This is a genomic window from Nonomuraea sp. NPDC050022 (genome assembly GCF_044460705.1).
In the GTDB taxonomy this organism is placed as follows: domain Bacteria; phylum Actinomycetota; class Actinomycetes; order Streptosporangiales; family Streptosporangiaceae; genus Nonomuraea.
Window position 1 is genome coordinate 113907 of sequence record NZ_JBITKE010000008.1, and the last position, 15440, is coordinate 129346.

At 70.8% G+C, this 15440-nt stretch carries 16 protein-coding genes; 3 read left to right on the forward strand and 13 right to left on the reverse strand.

The window, feature by feature from the left end; all coding sequences use genetic code 11:
* Positions 1-21: 21 nt before the first annotated feature.
* From ACIBO2_RS32840 to ACIBO2_RS32880, 9 genes are all read right to left on the reverse strand, one after another.
* Positions 22-519, reverse strand: a complete 498-nt coding sequence (locus ACIBO2_RS32840; protein WP_358543648.1) for an ATP-binding protein — start codon at positions 517-519, stop codon at positions 22-24.
* Positions 516-836 (reverse strand): hypothetical protein, encoded by a 321-nt coding sequence (locus ACIBO2_RS32845; RefSeq protein WP_397301897.1) that lies wholly within the window; start codon positions 834-836, stop codon positions 516-518. Before ACIBO2_RS32845 ends, ACIBO2_RS32840 begins: the two co-directional genes overlap by 4 nt.
* The gene (locus ACIBO2_RS32850) at positions 812-1192 is read right to left on the reverse strand and encodes a Mu transposase domain-containing protein (protein WP_358543644.1); all 381 of its coding nucleotides are present in this window, start codon (positions 1190-1192) and stop codon (positions 812-814) included. The genes ACIBO2_RS32845 and ACIBO2_RS32850 overlap by 25 nt, the downstream gene beginning before the upstream one ends.
* Positions 1193-1307: 115 nt before the next feature.
* Positions 1308-2093, reverse strand: a complete 786-nt coding sequence (locus ACIBO2_RS32855; protein ID WP_358543642.1) for a transposase — start codon at positions 2091-2093, stop codon at positions 1308-1310.
* A gap of 358 nt (positions 2094-2451) precedes the next feature.
* Positions 2452-3264: an urease accessory protein UreD gene (locus ACIBO2_RS32860; protein WP_358543639.1), complete on the reverse strand. Its 813-nt coding sequence runs from the start codon at positions 3262-3264 to the stop codon at positions 2452-2454.
* Positions 3261-3974, reverse strand: a complete 714-nt coding sequence (ureG, locus tag ACIBO2_RS32865) for an urease accessory protein UreG (protein ID WP_358543636.1) — start codon at positions 3972-3974, stop codon at positions 3261-3263. The genes ACIBO2_RS32860 and ureG overlap by 4 nt, the downstream gene beginning before the upstream one ends.
* Positions 3975-4020: 46 nt before the next feature.
* Complete coding sequence (locus tag ACIBO2_RS32870) at positions 4021-4695, reverse strand: urease accessory protein UreF (protein ID WP_397301902.1); 675 nt, start codon at positions 4693-4695, stop codon at positions 4021-4023.
* Positions 4696-4780: 85 nt separating this feature from the next.
* On the reverse strand, positions 4781-6595 hold the full coding sequence (locus ACIBO2_RS32875; protein ID WP_358543630.1) for an urease subunit alpha: 1815 nt from the start codon (positions 6593-6595) through the stop codon (positions 4781-4783).
* Positions 6596-6674: 79 nt separating this feature from the next.
* Entirely contained in the window at positions 6675-7433 is a 759-nt protein-coding gene (locus ACIBO2_RS32880) for an urease subunit gamma (RefSeq protein ID WP_358543627.1), read from the reverse strand.
* Between the two features lie 318 nt (positions 7434-7751).
* Between ACIBO2_RS32880 and ACIBO2_RS32885 the strand changes: the two genes are divergently transcribed.
* A complete protein-coding gene (locus tag ACIBO2_RS32885) occupies positions 7752-8717 on the forward strand; it encodes a site-specific integrase (protein WP_358543624.1) in 966 nt (321 codons plus the stop codon).
* Positions 8718-8950: 233 nt separating this feature from the next.
* Here ACIBO2_RS32885 and ACIBO2_RS32890 read toward each other — a convergent pair whose 3' ends face one another.
* Both ACIBO2_RS32890 and ACIBO2_RS32895 read right to left on the reverse strand, forming a co-directional pair.
* Positions 8951-10063: a HAMP domain-containing sensor histidine kinase gene (locus ACIBO2_RS32890; protein ID WP_358543620.1), complete on the reverse strand. Its 1113-nt coding sequence runs from the start codon at positions 10061-10063 to the stop codon at positions 8951-8953.
* A gap of 68 nt (positions 10064-10131) precedes the next feature.
* The gene (locus ACIBO2_RS32895; RefSeq protein ID WP_358543617.1) at positions 10132-10794 is read right to left on the reverse strand and encodes a response regulator transcription factor; all 663 of its coding nucleotides are present in this window, start codon (positions 10792-10794) and stop codon (positions 10132-10134) included.
* Between the two features lie 115 nt (positions 10795-10909).
* On the opposite strand from ACIBO2_RS32895, the gene ACIBO2_RS32900 reads away from it, so the two are divergent.
* On the forward strand, positions 10910-12484 hold the full coding sequence (locus ACIBO2_RS32900) for a hypothetical protein (RefSeq protein ID WP_397301907.1): 1575 nt from the start codon (positions 10910-10912) through the stop codon (positions 12482-12484).
* On the opposite strand, the gene ACIBO2_RS32905 is transcribed toward ACIBO2_RS32900, so the two are convergent.
* Positions 12475-13329, reverse strand: coding sequence for a helix-turn-helix transcriptional regulator (locus tag ACIBO2_RS32905; protein WP_397301910.1), 855 nt, complete (start codon positions 13327-13329; stop codon positions 12475-12477). The two genes, ACIBO2_RS32900 and ACIBO2_RS32905, sit on opposite strands and share 10 nt — an antisense overlap.
* 140 nt (positions 13330-13469) lie before the next feature.
* Here ACIBO2_RS32905 and ACIBO2_RS32910 point away from each other — a divergent pair, with 140 nt between their 5' ends.
* Positions 13470-14261 (forward strand): alpha/beta hydrolase, encoded by a 792-nt coding sequence (locus ACIBO2_RS32910; RefSeq protein WP_358543607.1) that lies wholly within the window; start codon positions 13470-13472, stop codon positions 14259-14261.
* Here ACIBO2_RS32910 and ACIBO2_RS32915 read toward each other — a convergent pair.
* On the reverse strand, positions 14245-15438 hold the full coding sequence (locus ACIBO2_RS32915) for a glycoside hydrolase family 68 protein (RefSeq protein WP_358543604.1): 1194 nt from the start codon (positions 15436-15438) through the stop codon (positions 14245-14247). The two genes, ACIBO2_RS32910 and ACIBO2_RS32915, sit on opposite strands and share 17 nt — an antisense overlap.
* Between the last annotated feature and the right edge of the window lie 2 nt (positions 15439-15440).

The following is a 15440-nucleotide window of genomic DNA, read 5'->3' on the forward strand; positions in this document are numbered from 1 at the left end:
ACATCTGTGCTCACCAACGGGTCACACGGGGCTTGAGGGGTGATGGTGTAGGTGGTGGCAGTGGTCAGCCAGTGGCTTGTTCGGTGCGGGCGCGGGTCTGGGCGAGCCGGTAGGAGTCAGTGCCGGTCTCGAGGATGGTTCCGCCAAAGGTGAGGCGGTCGACAATGGCCGCGCAAAGACGCGGGTCGGTGAAGGTCTTGGCTCGCAGGAGGCCAGGGTGTGGATGACGGCTGGATCGATGTTGGGGTTGGCGTCGAAGTCGAACTCGCGCAGCGCCTTTTGCCGAGGGAACGAGGCGGCCTTGATCCGGCGTTCGGAGCGACGTCGGCTGCGGTCGTCGCACTCGGCCATCAGCAGCTCGGCCAGGAACCCTCGGTAGGTCATCTGATCGCGGGCGGCGGCCTCGGCCAGCTCGGGGAACTTGGCCCGGACGGTGGGTAGCCGCAGCATCCGGCAGGCGCTGTTCACAGCGGTTTCGGCGGCTTGTTCGGTCAGTCCGCGGTGGCGATTGGTCGTCATTGAACCTCTCCCTGGCTGGTCGATCCTTGTCTCCCGGATGGGCGACGGCGCAAGAGCTGGTCGTAGTAGGCCACCGACGGCAACGGCCGCCGATCGACAGGCAGCTGGGCCAGCCGCCGAGCGGTCAGCGAGGTGACGGTCGCGGCCGGGGCCGATGCCGCCTGATCGGCCTTGCCGGTGTCGGCCGCGTCCTCAGTTTCGGCAGCCTTGCGGGCTTCCAATGCGACCGCGTCAGCGGTCAACGCCCCGGCCTGGAGCGCGGCGGCGATCCCGGCCACGATGTGCTCGTGGTTCATGTGGCGGCCCAGCAGCAGCACCTGGACCAGGGCGCGCCTTTGGCCTTGAGCCGCTCATGCCGGGCGACTTCCTCGCGCCCGTTATAGACGACCAGCTCCGAGGCGTGCAGCACCACCCGCACCATCCGGCCGATCAACCGGACCGGCACCGAGTAGCGGTTGGTGCGGACGCTGATCTGGCTGTGGCGGTCCACCCGCAGCGAGAAGTGCCGACCGGTTTCGAACGGCTCGTCCGGCAACGGCCGCAGCAGCGGACGCTCGACGGCGAACAGCTCGCCGATCGTGCGGGGACGCGACCGGATCCGCCGCTGCTCGTCCTCTTCGTCCCAGCGGTCCACCATCTGGTTCAGCTCGGCCAGCGAGTCGACCTCGGGCACCGGGACGAAGTGGTTGCGGCGAAACCACCCGATCTGTCCCTTCAGGGGTGTTGCCCAAACTCATCAACAAACGTTGCCGCTACACGCGGACGAAACCAGGTGTCGGGTCGCCGGATCAGAGGACCGCCGCGATCTCCGGCCAGGAGTAGAAGACCTCATCGGGTGGCACCTCGCCCGCGAGGACTCCGCCGAGGGAGGTGTAGAAGCGGCGGGCGCGTCCGTTGACGGCGCTCAGCGCCGAGGGCGCTTCCAGATTGACGGCATAGCCGGCGATCGCGCGGGAGTGGTCATCTTCGATCACGGTCAGCCACGGCCGGGCGGGGCTGTTGTTGTCGTCGATCACCCAGATGTCCAGCTCGGTGTGGTCAGCCTGCCAGATCTCATTGGGCTTGGCGGCCTCGCGCCGGTAGACCAGCTCGTAGGTCTCGCGGTACTTCTTGGTGCCCTGCACGCCGAGGGTGACCAGCGCCGGGTCCAGCGAGCTGACGATCTTATGCACAGTCCAGTACGTGGGGATCGGCCAGTCGCGGGCGGCGGCGACGGAAGCGCTCTGCCGGTGGATCGTGGCCACGCTCGGCCGCGGCGTACGCAGCGCCATCCCCTCGATGAAGGCCACCAACTCCTCGGGGAATCGGCGCAGCCCCTTGTCCTTTCGGCCGGCCCGGGCCAGCGCCTCCAGCCCACCCCGCCGGTAGGCCGCCAGCCAGCGCTGCAACGTCCGGTAGGTGACACCGCTCTCGCCCTGCCCCGCCGCCAGCCGGGCCAGGGGCACTCCCTCATGCAGATGCGGGGCCAGCAGCTCATAGCGGGCCATCGCCGACCCACGACTGCCAGGCTCGGCGGCGGCCCGCCCCGGATCGGGCCGGGGTAGTCGCGGCCTCGGCTTCTTGCGGCTCCTCACTCGCGGTGCTCACCATGTCATCGTCGGCCCCGCGCGCCGCAGAGACCATCCGCTTCGACGCCACGCTCATGCCACGGCCAGCACAAACCGTACCCCCTGCCGCAGAGGCTGTTCGGGCGCCGGAGGCCGCGCAGGCGCAGGCATGGATGGGTGCCGGGGTACGGCGAGCGCGCCGGACATCCGGCGCGCCCGTGTGCATGGGCGGGGTCAGCAGCTACTGACGGTGTCGCCTCCATCGACGGTGCAGGTGCCGGAACCCAGTCGCCACCTCCGCCGAACCAGGCGCCACCGATGAGTCCTCGGCCCTGTCGGCGTCTCCCTGTGGCGCCACCTCTCGGCGCCGCCTTCCTCCTGCCCATCACCAGAAGCGTCCCCCGCATATGGGGTAAGCCGCGTCGAGGAGGCGGCGCAGCCGCAGAGCGTCCGGGGCGAGGGCGGTGACCAGGACTGCGGGGCCGGCGAGCGGGGTCAGCACGGCCTGCCCGTGGGCCGGGTCGTCGCCGAACAGCCGCACGTCCGGCGGCTTGTCGTCGAAAGCCGGGTCGACGACGAGGAGTTGGCCGGCGGCGCGGTGGCCGGCCAGGACGGCGGGTCCGTCCCAGCCGGGTGCGTCCGGCCCGTACGTGTTCTGCTGGTCCAGCAGCGGGCGTCGGTCGTGCCGGACGGTGAGGCGGGTGGTCAGCCGGCCCGGGGGTTCGCCGGCGCGGCCGAGGACCTGTTCTTCGCGCAGGACGAGACGTGCGCCGGCGGCGAGGTCGACGGTGCAGCTCTGGCGCAGGTTGCTGCGGGCGGCGGAGATCAGCGGCTCGGGCAGCCAGTGCAGGCTCGCCTGTTCGCCCACGCTCAGGTGCACGTCGTAGGTGGCGTGTCCGGGGGTGGGGCCGCGCAGGGCGATGGTGGCGGCGGCCGTGGTGACGTGCAGGTGGGCGCCGGGTTCGACGGCGGCTTCGAGGCGCAGCCGGTCGCCGCCGAGCGGGGCGCTCATCACGCCGAGGATGCACACCCGTGCCTGATTTCCCTGCGGGCGGTGGCGGCGCAGGTCGAAGGGGCCGGCGCCGGCCAGGACGGGAAGCGCGGTCTCTTCTCCCACGCTGATCGCCCTGATCCGGGCGGTGGCATGCACGCCCGAACTGGTGCACCCGGCCGCAGCGGCCTGGGAGGCGAGGATCACGCGGCGCTCGCGGTCCAGTCGGCCAGGCGCGCGCGGACCCAGTCCGACACGGGCGTGACGCCGCCTTCAGTTTTGAGGGCGGTGAAGGCGACGGGCAGGTCGCCGCGCTGGGCCTTGGCGTCGCGGGCCATGCCCTCCAGGTCTGCGCCGACGTACGGGGCGAGGTCGGTCTTGTTGATGACGAGCAGGTCGGAGGCGGTCACGCCGGGGCCGCCCTTGCGGGGGATGTCATCGCCGCCCGCAACGTCGATGACGAAGATCTGCGCGTCGACCAGGCCCCTGGAGAAGGTCGCGGTGAGGTTGTCCCCGCCCGATTCGACGAGGATCAGGTCGAGCGGGCCGAGCTGTTCCTCCAGGTCCTCGACGGCTTCGAGGTTGGCGGAGATGTCGTCGCGGATGGCGGTGTGCGGGCAGGCGCCGGTCTCGACCGCCCTGATGCGCTCGGCGGGCAGGACGGCCTCGCGCAGCAGGAACTCGGCGTCCTCGCGCGTGTAGATGTCGTTGGTGACCACCGCGATGGACAGGTGATCGCGCAGCGCGCGGCACAGGGCGGCGACGGTGGCGGTCTTGCCGGTGCCGACCGGCCCGCCCACTCCGATGCGCAGCGCGCGACGGCGGCCGTCAGGGCGTCCGTCAGGGCGTCCGGGGGAGGAACCGCCGGGACCGTGGAGGTGATTCTCGGCGAAGGCGTGGCTGTGGTGCAGGTGCATGGCTGCTCCGGTGCTCGGGAGGCGAACGGTCGGGGAGGCGAGGTGGTCAGGAGGCGAACAGGCGCATCGGGCGGGCGGCGTGCTGTTCAGCGGTGATGTCGAGCAGTGGTGCCGAGGCGGCGGGCAACGCCTGCACGCCGTCGGCCTGGACGCGTTGCGCGGCTTCGGTGGCCTGCTGCGCGAGGTGGTCGATGTCGGCGGCCAGGCGGGCCAGGACGGCGGTGGTGTCGAAGGGGTCCAGGCTGAGCAGGCGTACGGTGGCGGTGGCCGGGCCGCTGACGCTCTCGTATGCAGCCGCGTAGGCGGCGTCCAGCGGCGTCAGGTTGGCCGAGCGGGCAGCCAGGCCGAGGACGATGGGCTGGTGCGCGCCGCGGGGCCGGGCCGTGGCCAGGGCGTCGAGCTCGGGCGAGGGCCAGGCGGCGCGGGCGGCGCGCAGCAGTTGCCGGCCGAGCCTGCACGCGGCCTGGCGCAGGGCGGGTGAGGGGGTGCGGGCGTCGGCGGCCTCATCCAGCAGGAGCGGGTCGCAGCCGGCGGCGGCCGCGGCGGCCAGGCCCGCCGCGACCAGGCCGCTGGTGTGCAGCCGGCCGCGGCAGAACTCCTGCAGGCTCGCCACGTCGCGCACGCGTCGCGCGGTGACGGCCGCCTCAGCCCCGCCGGAGTGGGCGTGCCCGCCGGCGGGAAAGCGGCCGTCGGCCAAGACGAGTAGCGCGGCACGGTTCATCGGACGCGGCTCACCTCTCGTGCGCGGGTCATGCGCGGGGCAGTCGTTCACGGGCGCGATCAAGTGGGCGATCACCAGGTGGCGGTCAGAAGAGGAAGTACAGCTGCGCCATCGGCAGCTCACTGGCTCCTTCGTCGCGGTCGGCGATCTCCTCGATCTCCTCGGTCGTGGCGATCTCCGTCCTGTTCACGTTCTCGTCCTCCAAGCCGATCACCACCTCGAAGGTGTTGGGATCGACGCGGATGTCGGGGATGGCGTCGTTCTCCCGCATGTCGGCCTTGAAGACCTTGCGGGTGTCGCGAATGGGCGTGAACGTCTTGCGCACGGTGACCCGGTCGCGCAGCCCGGCCTTGATGGCGGCCGCGGTGACGAAGTTGACGGAGTTGGCGGCCGGGGCCCGGCCGGTCGCTCCCCACATCGGGCGCGGCAGGATCGGCTGCGGGGTGCTGATGGAACCGTTGGCGTCGCCGACCTGCGCGTAGGCGATCTGCCCGCCCTTGATCACCCGGTGCGGCTTGACCCCGAAGAACTTCGGCTCCCACAGCACCAGGTCGGCGAGCCGGCCCACCTCGACCGAGCCGACCTCGTCGTCGATGCCGTGCGCGAGGGCCGGGTTGATGGTGTATTTCGCGACGTAGCGGCGGGCGCGACGGTTGTCGTGCCCGTCCTGGCCCGCCTTGTCGCCGTCCAGTACGCCGCGCCGCTCCTTCATCACGTGCGCGGTCTGCCACGTCCGCATGACCATCTCGCCGATGCGGCCCATCGCCTGAGCATCCGACGACATGATCGAGATCGCGCCGAGATCGTGCAGGATGTCCTCGGCGGCCATCGTGGAAGGCCGGATCCGCGACTCGGCAAACGCCAGGTCCTCAGCCACCAGCGGATTCAGGTGATGGGCGATCATCACCATGTCGACGTGCTCCTTGACCGTGTTGACGGTGAAGGGCCGGGTCGGGTTGGTGGAGGCGGGCAACACATTCGGCAGGCCCACCATGGTCAGCATGTCGGGGGCGTGGCCACCGCCGGCACCCTCGACGTGGAAGACATGGATCGGATGGTCGCCGATGGCCGCGATGGTGTCCTCGACGTTGCCGGCCTCGTTCAACGAGTCGGCGTGCAGGGCGAGCTGCACGCCGGTCGCCTGGCACACCTGCAGGCAGCGGCGCAGCACGGCCGGGGTGGCACCCCAGTCCTCGTGGATCTTCAGGCCGAGCACGCCCGCTTCCACCTGGTTGTACAGCGACTCGGTGGACATGGTGTTGCCCTTGCCGAGCAGCCCGATGTTGACCGGGAAGCTGTCCAGCGCCTCGAACAGCCGGGCGACGTGCCAGGAGCCGGGTGTGACGGTCGTGGCGGTGCTGCCGTCGGCGGGGCCGGTACCGCCACCGATCAGCGTGGTCACCCCGGATGCCAGCGCCTCATTGATCTGCTCGGGGCAGATGAAGTGCACGTGGGTGTCGACACCGCCCGCGGTGAGGATCTTGCCGTTACCCGAGATGACCTCCGTCTCGGGGCCGATCACGAAGTCCGTCGCCGTGGCATGCCCGTCGTGCAGCCGGTCCATGGTCTCGTCGTTGTAGGCCTTGCCGAGCGCGACGATCCGGCCGTCGCGAATGGCGACGTCGGCCTTGACGATCCCCCAGTGATCCAGGATGACCGCGCCGGTGATGACCGTGTCGGGCGGCTGTGGGGCGCCGAACCGCTCGGAGTCGCGCGGCGCGCACGACTGGCCCATCGACTCCCGCACGACCTTGCCGCCGCCGAAGATGACCTCGTTGCCGCTGCGGCCGGGACCGCCGCACCAGTCCTCGGTGATCTCGATCCGCAGATTGGTGTCGGCCAGCCGGATGCGATCCCCCACGGTGGGCCCGAACCGGTCGGCGTAGTCGACCCGGCTCAACGGCTGATGCCTTCCCTCTGTCCGCGGCTCAGGCAGCGGCGCCGGCGGCTCAGGTGCGGGCGGCTCAAGTGTTGGTGAGTCAGTCACGGAGCTTGCCTCCGACCTTGCCGTTCAGGCCCTCGACGATGCGCTTGCCCTCGATGGGCACCAGCTCCACCTCCAGCGGGTTAGGGGGTTCGAAACGCACCGAGCTGCCCGCGGGGATGTTCAGCCGCTTGCCGTAGGCGGCCTCGCGGCTGGGCTCGATGGTGAGGCGGGAATTGACCTCGTAGAAGTGGAAGTGCGAGCCCACCTGGATGGGACGGTCATCGGTATTGGTGACCGTCACGATCGTGACCTCGCGACCGGCGTTGAAGGCCACCGGGCCGGCGTCGCGCGGATGGTCGATCTTCCCGGGGTGAACCGGTGCCGCCTCCTTGCTCCCCTCCGGAATAGGGAGGATGCCCAGCTTCTGGATGGGGTTGCGAAGGGTGACCATCTTGGTGCCGTCGGGGAAGGTGGCCTCGATCTGAAGATCGCCGATCATCTCCGCCACGCCGGGCATGACCTCTTCGTACGTGGGCAGCGGCAGGTCGTCCGGCTGATGCTTCAGCTCCATGAGGTTCTCGACGGATCTGCCGTCCCGGGCCCCTTCCAGCACATACGCGGTCAAGATCGCGACCGTCTCCGGGTAGTTGAGCTTTCGCCCCCGCTTTTTCCGCTTGTGGGCCACGTCCGCGGCCACATGGATCATCAGACGTTCCTGCTCATGCGGAGTCAGATGCACTCCGCCACCTCGCCTTCGCTCCGCCCCGGGCTCTCCCGAGGCCCACCACGGACACCGACCGGCCTCAGCCATGCGGCGGCCGTCCGCTCGCTCCAGGTGGGAACCGGAGCTCCCGCCTGTGCGCCCACAGGAGCGCCAGTTCGGACTGGTGACCCCGCAAGGCGACCCGAGGCGTTAACAGATCAACACCCCGCTGCCCACAGAACGTAACTTGACGAATACTTGGAGCGACGTAGCGTGACGGTGAGGAGTCCATCACCAGCGACAGAGAATTGACAATATCTGTCACTCTTCGGGCGAGCCGGTGCCGTCCGGCCAGCTCGGCACCCGCTCCGTCCGGGCCGACTCGGTAGCGTTATCTGTCACATCGTCTTCGCGGGAGGTCCATCCATGCCGGTCGTCGCGTTTCCCGGCGCGCCCAGCCCGGCCAGTAACGGGCACTCCGGCGCCACCGTCGCCGACGCGGTCGCGCACTTCCTCGACTCGCTCGGCGCGGCCACCACCCGCACCAGCTACGCCCGCACCCTCGCTCAGCTGACCGCCGTCACCGGCCCAAACCCCCCCGTCGCCGCGCTGCAGCCCGAGCACTACGCCGCCGTCATGACCGGCTGGGACACCGCGGCCGCGGCCACCTGGAACCGGCACCTGTCCGCCCTGGTCTCCTTCACCACCTGGGCCCAGCGCCAGGACCTGCTGGCCACCAACCCCGCCCGTCGGCTGCAACGCCGCAAGACCACCCGCCGCGGCGACCGCACCATCCCGCAGGCCCGCCTGGAGGCCCTGTTCACCGACGACCGCCACGCTGTGCGGGAGCGAGTCCTGTGGCGGCTGCTGTATGAGACGGCCGCCCGGGCCGAGGAAATCCTGTCCCTGAACGTCGAGGATCTCGACCCCGAGTTCCGCCGCGCCCGCGTCGTCTCCAAGGGCGGGGCGATCGAGTACGTGCACTGGGCCACCGGCACCGCCCGCCTGCTGCCCCGTCTGCTTCAAGGCCGCATCGCGGGCCCGCTCTTCCTGGCCGACCGACGCGCCCCCACCTCCGGCCGCCGCGCACCCGCGGCCGCCGACATCTGCCCGCTCACCAGACGGGGCCGGCTGTCCTATCCCCGCGCCGAGTACCTGTTCAAGACCGCCTCCGCCGAACTGGACCCGCACGGTGAAGGCTGGACCCTGCACCAGCTGCGCCACAGCGCGCTGACCCACCTGGCCGCCGCCGGCCGCACCGCCCCTGAACTGCAGGCCAAATCTCGCCACCAAAACCTTGCCAGCCTTGGCCACTACGTACGCCTCGGCGAGGAGACCTCCGCCCGCATCACCGCCGAGCACGACCCCGCTGCACTCCGCCGCACCCGCTGAGGTCAGGCCAGACCGACCTACCTCAGCGACACTTCTTGTCTGCGGCCGGTTCCACGACGTCATGCAGGGATGTCTTTGGGGTTCAGGACTTGTTCGGGAGGAGCCCCCCGGTCACTACGGCGACCCCAACGACAAATACCGATCCAAGAAGCACGACCTCAAACGATCCAAGTCACAGATAGGGGCGCGAAAGCCTCAAGCCGCGGTAGAACCTTGCCCCCGCGCGTGCCCGGTCAGCGGGGATGGTTCGGATGAGCTCCGTGGGCGAACCGCACGGTGATGGACAGGCCGCCTTCGGGGCGGGCGCTGGTGGTGAGGGTGGCGTGGTGGGCTTGGGTGACGGCGTTGACGATGGCCAGGCCGAGGCCGTAGCCGTCGCGGCGGCCGTGACGATCGGGCGCCAGTCTCTGGAAGGGCTGGAAGAGCCGCTGGATCTGGTCGCCGGGGATGACCGGCCCGCTGTTGGTGACCGTGAGGGCCACCTGGGTGCCGATGGTCTGGGTGGTGATCTTGACCTGGCCGTCCGGGCGGTTGTGGCGGATGGCGTTGTCGATGAGGTTGGCGACGAGGCTTTCGATCAGTTTCGGGTCCCCGGCCGTCACCGCGGGCATGAGGTGTTCGGCCAGGTCGATGCCGGTCTGCGCGGCTTGGTCGCGGCGGGAGGCGAGCACTCCCGCGACGATCTGGGTGAGGTCGAGGGCGTCCCAGCGGGTGACGCCGCGCTCGCTGGTGGCCAGGGCGAGCAGCGCCTGGACCAGCCGCTCCTGGTGTTCGCCCAGGGTGAGGGCCTCCTGGCAGACCGAGCGCAGGGTCTCGGCGTCGGCGTCAGGGTCGGCGAGGGCGACTTCGAGCAGGGTACGCAGGCCGGCGAGCGGGGTGCGCAGCTCGTGGGAGGCGTTGGCGACGAAGTGGCGCTGGGCGTCGAAGGAGGCTTGCAGGCGGGCGAACAGGTCGTCGAGGGTGTGGCCGAGTTCGGTCAGCTCGTCCGCGGGCTGGCCGAGGTCCAGGCGCCGGTGAAGGTCCCCGGCGGAGATGATCTTGGCGGTGGTGGTGATGGCGCGCAGCGGGCGCAGGAACCGGCCGGCGACGTACCAGCCGAGAGCCAGGGCGACGGGAATCAGTATGACCAGGGCGACGGCGGATCCGGTGAGAAGTTGGGGCAGGCTGATCCCGGCCCCGGTTTCAGTGATCGGGCCGGATGGGCCTTTGGGGGTGGTCTGCTGGATGCTGACCAGCGGGATGTCCACGAGTATGAGCACGAAGGTCCCGGCCGCGTAGATGCCCGCCGCGTAGGCCAGCGCGAGCCGCGTCTGCAGCGACCTTCTGGTGGGCGTCTGGGAGGTCATGAAGGTCCGATGGGGTTGAGCGTGTGGGGAGGTCATGACGGTCCGATGCGGTTGAGCGTGCGGGGAGGTCATGACGGTCCGATGCGGTAGCCGCCTTCGCGGACGGTCTCGATCACCGGCGGGTCGCCGAGCTTGACCCGCAACCGGTGCATGGTGTGCTTGACGGCGCTGCTGAAGGGGTCGGCGGCCTCGTCCCAGACGCGCTCCAGCAGTTCCTCGGCGGAGATGACCAGCCCTGGCATGGCGAGCAGGCATTCCAGCAGGCCGAACTCCCTGGGGCTCAGCTCAAGGCGCCGGCCGGCCCGGAAGGCGATACGGCGGGCCGGATCGAGGGTGATGTCCCCGCAGGCCAGGGTGGGCGGCAGCGGCGGGGTGGCACGGCGGCCCAGGGCACGGACGCGGGCGACCAGTTCGGCGAACGCGAACGGCTTGGGCAGGTAGTCGTCGGCGCCGAGGCTGAGCCCGTCGACGCGGTCCTCGATCGTGCCGGAGGCGGTGAGCATCAGCACGCGGGTCTCACAGCGGCCGTGGGCCAGTCGCCGGCAGATCTCGTCCCCGTGGACGCCGGGCAGGTCGCGGTCGAGGATCACCACGTCGTAGCGGGTGACGGCCAGGCGGTCGAGGGCGGCGGTGCCGTCCAGGACGACGTCGACGGCCATGCCCTCGCGGCGCAGCCCGGTTCCGATGGAGCGGGCGAGGATCTCGAAGTCCTCGACGACCAGGACCCTCACCGACCCCCACCGCCTGGTTGAGGTGCCATGCCTCAACGATCCCAGATCCCCGGTCGCAGCCAGGTCGCAGCCGCTGCGACCCGGCTGGAACCGGGTGCCGCGTACAACCTTCGGCATGAATCCATCTACGCCGTTCCGATCCGGCTTGCACGCGGAGTGGACCAGGTTCCGCACCGGGCGAGGCTGGGTGCTCGCCATGGCGGCCTCCATGCTGGTCACCGTGTCGCTCGGGCTGCTGATCGCCGGAGGCGTCCGCAGCAGCTGCGTGACCGGGAAGGGCGAAGGCCCCTGCCCCGCGCCCTTGCTGGGACCCGATGGCACGGCTGTGCAGGACAAGTACTACTTCGTGCACCAGCCGCTCAAGGGGAACGGCGGCATCACCGCCCGCGTGGCGGACATGACCGGGCAGATGCGGCTGCCGGACGCCGTACCCGGGGTGCGCAACATCAAGGAGGGGGTGGTGCCGTGGGCGAAGGCCGGGCTCCTCGTGCGGCAGAGCCTCAAGCAGGGCACACCGTACGCCGCCGTCATGCTCACCGGAGATCACGGCGTGCGGATGCAGTACAACTACACCCACGACGTGGCCGGCGGACCGCACAACGGCCCGCAGTGGCTACGGCTGACCAGGTCTGGCGATACCGTCACCGGCTTTGAGTCGGACGACGGCAAGACGTGGACCCAGGTCAGCACGGTCAAGCTGACCGGGCTGCCGGAGACGGTCGAGATCGGGCTGTTCGCCGCCTCACCAGGTGCCTTGTGGGACATGGCGGAGGCCTTCGCCCAGGCCACCGCCACCTTCGACCAGATCAAACTGCAGGGTGCGAACGGTTCGTGGCGCCGCGACGACGTCGGCGTCGCCCTGGAGTCCGACGGCAAGACCCCGCATCACCCGGGCGGGGTCGTCGAGTCCGGTGACAAGCTCATCGTGACCGGGGGTGGCGACATCGGGCCCGCCACGGTGGAGGGCGGTCTGCGCGCCGACTTCACGCTGCTCGGCGGGGTCATCGGGCTGATTCTGGTGCTCGGGGTGGCGGTCACGTTCTACACGGCAGACCTCCGGCGCGGGCTGATCAGGACCGACCCGCAGCACGCACAGCCGCTCGCGCCGCCGGTCGGACCGCTGGTCGGGCCGCTGGTCGGGCCGCTGGTCGGGCCGCTGGTCGGGCCGCTGGTCGGACCGCGTCCGGTGCGGCTGCTGGCGGCCAAGGCCACGGTGGTCGGCGCGGTCGCGTTCGCGGCGGGGCTGATGACCTCGGGGATCGTGGTGCCCGGGGGTCTGGCGCTGTTGCGTGCCCATCAGAACCCGATTCAGCCGCTGACCCTGGGTACCGAGCTGCGGGTGATCGTCGGCTTCGCGGCGCTGACCGCGGCCGCCGCCGTACTGGCTCTGGGCCTGGCCGCGCTGGTCAAGCGGGCCATCGTCGCCATCGGGCTGGCCATCGCGCTGGTCGTCGTGCCGTACCTGCTGGCGACCGCGGGTCTGGCGCCATGGCTGCTGGTGATCACCCCTGCCGCCGGGTTCGCGATCACGCAGAGCGTCCCCACGTTCGCGCATGTGGACGTCGGCCCGTCACTGTTCGGGAGCTACTACCCGCTCCCGCCCTGGGCAGGGTTGGCCGTGACCTGCGGGTACGCCGCCCTCGCCCTCGGGGCGGCGATAGCCGTGCACCGCGGGAAAAATCATCGGTGACTGCGGTGGGCGGTCTCCGGGCCGATGACGCGCAGGAGCTCGAGTGCCTCGATGCTCTTGGATCCGGGCGGCGGCGTGAACAGGCGCAGGCGCTGGTCGGCGGCCTGCGTCTGCAGCATCTCGAAGTCGAATTCGATGAGCCCGACGGACGGATGCACGACGCGCAACCGGTTCTCGCGGCGCACGGCGACCTCGTGCCGCTGCCAGAGGTCGGCGAACTCCTCGCTGGCCGCCCCGAGCCGGTCGATCAGCGCGCTCGAGGGCCGATCGTAGTCACGGCGTGTCGCGGCGGCGCGCAGGTCGGCGACGCGCAGGCGGCTGTGGCGGTCGTGTTCCTCGGCGGGGTACGCCTGGCGCACGAACGGGTCGGTGAACCAGCGCCACACGATGTTCCGGTCCCGTTCCTCGATCCTGCACACGCACCCGAACAGCGCCTCGGCCAGGGTGTTCTGCGCGAGCAGATCTCCGAGGTCGGTCAGGAGCTGGGCGGGCGTGTCGCCCAGCCGGTCGAGAAGGTAGAGCAGGCCGGGACGTACGTGATTTCCGGCGCGCGCCCCTTCGGGCGGCCGGTGACCCGCCAGCAGGTAAAGGTGATCTCGTTCATCCTCGGTCAACCGCAATGCCCGGGCGAGCGCGCTCAGTAGCTGGACCGACGGCTGGGAGCTGCGCGCCTGTTCGAGCCGCATCACGTAGTCGGCCGACACCCCGGCCAGCTGGGCCAGCTCTTCGCGGCGCAGGCCGGGCGTGCGGCGCCGCGGTCCGGCGGCCAGGCCGACCTCCTGCGGCCGGAGCCGTTCGCGGGAACGGCGGAGGAAGTCCGCCAGCTTGACGCGGTCCATCTTCATGTCATCCATCCTCGCCGCCCGACGAGCTGCGCGGGCCGCGCACGCTAGGAGGGCCGATCCTAGGCAATCGGCTCCCCTCCTCATCACCGCACGCCCGTGGCATCGTCCCTGGTGTCCAGCGATGAGAAGGGGAGACAGACATGAGAGAGATCGACATGAGAGAGATCACAGTGGGCGCCGCGCACGTGCCGTACCGGGTGATGGGCGAGGGCCGCCCGCTCGTCCTGGTGCATGGGGGCAGTCCGGGCTCGAAGGCATGGGACGGCGTGGCCGGGGCGTTCACGGGCACCAGCACGGTGGTACTGCCGGATCTTTCGGGAAGCGACGCGGCGCGCGACGACGGGAGCGAGCTCACGGTCGAGCTGCTCGTCGAACAAGTCGCCGCCGTGATCTCCGACCTCGGGGAGGGGCCCGCCGACGTGGTCGGGCACTCCATGGGGGCTTCGGTGGTCGCCGCGTTGGCCGCCGTACGGCCGGATCTGGTGCGCAGCGTCGTGTCGGTCACGGGCTGGGCCGGGCGGGGCGATGCGTACCTCCGCAACGCGTTCACCGTCTGGCGCGATCTCGCCGGTGATGGCGACACCTTCGCGCGGTACACGATGCTGATCGCCTTCAGCCGTGAGCATCTGGCTTCCATCGGCCCGGCGGCCGTGGCGGAGCTCGCCACGGCCTTCCGGCCCCATGCGGGCCGGCTCCGGCAGATCGATCTCGCCTCTCGGCTGGACGTCCGCGACCTGCTGCCGCGGATTCAGGCGCCGACGCTGGTGATCGGGTGCGCCCGCGACACGCTGATCTCCGCGGAGTACTCCCGCGAGCTGGCCGCCGCCATCCCGGGTGCCTCGTACGAGGAAGTCGACAGCGGACACATCGTGATGGCCGAGCGGCCGACGGAGCTGGTGAAGCTCGTCCGCGACTTCATCCACACGGGATGACAGAGGTGGTCATCGCGTCCAGGCTGAGCTTGAGCATCGGGGCGATGGTGCCGCCGAAGCCGGCCCGTGCCCGCGCGGCCGGCGCGGATCGCGGATCCGCGCCCTGGCAGGAGCGGTAGTTGGCGAAGCTGACCACACGGAGGTCGGGCAGCACCAGCCAGGCGTATGCCTGGTCGGGTTCGCGGGCGGGGTTCTGGATCACGAGCCCGGACCCGTTGAGCGGCTCGTACGGCCCGGTCAGGCTCGGTGCGGCGAAGCCGTAGAGCCCGGTGGGCGCGCGGCCGGCCGGGTGAAAGGTGTGGCGTTGGGTGGAGAAGAAGAGGTAGTACCGGCCGTCACGGACGATGACGTGCGGTCGTTCGAGCTCGTGGTTGATACCTTCGGCGACGAGCAGTGGCGGCAGGAGGGACCAGGTGCCCGCTTGTCGCTCGGCCAGGGCGATCGCGCCGGTGAAGCCGTCCTGCCACGCGGTGGACGCGGCGACGAGGAGATGGTCGCGCCCGTCGGCCGGGTCGCGGAACCAGCCGGGATCGCGGAAGGCCCTGATACGGCCCGGCGCTCCGTCACCCTCCCCCACCGGCAGGCCTGGGGCTCCGTCACCCTCCCCCACCGGCAGGCCCGGGGCTCCGTCGCCCTCCTCTGTCGGCAGGTACATCCGGCCGTCGGAGCGCAGCACCTCCCTGTGCTCGGCGTCCGGTCTCAACGAGATCCGGCCGTCGTCGGCGATCAGGGCGGCGCGGGCCTCGATGACGCTCTGCCGGTACGTCGGTCGTGCTTCGCCGCGCCGTCCGGCGGCCGTGTAGTACACCGACACGGTCCCATCAGGCCACCGGACCGCTGACCCGGACCATTCACGGCTGCCGGGCGCGGCGCCGTCGGCGAAGGCGTTCCCCAGGTCCTCCCACTCGTCGCCGCGTCGGGCGAGCAGGCGGATCCGGGCCTGGTCATGGCGCTCTTCGGGGTGGCCGGCGGCGGGGGCCGACAGGGCCATCCACAGCTCCCGGCCGCCGAGCACGCTCGTCGAGCCGTCCTCGTCCTGGATCGGCCACAGGTCCCACAGGTCGTGGCCCGGCAGGATCGGTGGCACGGAGGCGGGGGCGATGACGGGCGCCGAGGTCGTGGCGGCCTCGGCGAGCAGGTCGAGGTGCCGGCGGGTCCAGCGTGCCGGATGGAGCATGG

Coding starts and splice junctions, on each gene's coding strand:
- ACIBO2_RS32840 (WP_358543648.1), bottom strand. CDS start 519: ATGACGACCAATCGCCACCGCGGACTGACCGAACAAGCCGCCGAAACC.
- ureG (WP_358543636.1), bottom strand. CDS start 3,974: ATGCACCTGCACCACAGCCACGCCTTCGCCGAGAATCACCTCCACGGT.
- ACIBO2_RS32870 (WP_397301902.1), bottom strand. CDS start 4,695: ATGAACCGTGCCGCGCTACTCGTCTTGGCCGACGGCCGCTTTCCCGCC.
- ACIBO2_RS32880 (WP_358543627.1), bottom strand. CDS start 7,433: ATGGCTGAGGCCGGTCGGTGTCCGTGGTGGGCCTCGGGAGAGCCCGGG.
- ACIBO2_RS32885 (WP_358543624.1), top strand. CDS start 7,752: ATGCCGGTCGTCGCGTTTCCCGGCGCGCCCAGCCCGGCCAGTAACGGG.
- ACIBO2_RS32890 (WP_358543620.1), bottom strand. CDS start 10,063: ATGACCTCCCAGACGCCCACCAGAAGGTCGCTGCAGACGCGGCTCGCG.
- ACIBO2_RS32900 (WP_397301907.1), top strand. CDS start 10,910: ATGAATCCATCTACGCCGTTCCGATCCGGCTTGCACGCGGAGTGGACC.
- ACIBO2_RS32905 (WP_397301910.1), bottom strand. CDS start 13,329: ATGAAGATGGACCGCGTCAAGCTGGCGGACTTCCTCCGCCGTTCCCGC.
- ACIBO2_RS32910 (WP_358543607.1), top strand. CDS start 13,470: ATGAGAGAGATCGACATGAGAGAGATCACAGTGGGCGCCGCGCACGTG.
- ACIBO2_RS32915 (WP_358543604.1), bottom strand. CDS start 15,438: ATGCTCCATCCGGCACGCTGGACCCGCCGGCACCTCGACCTGCTCGCC.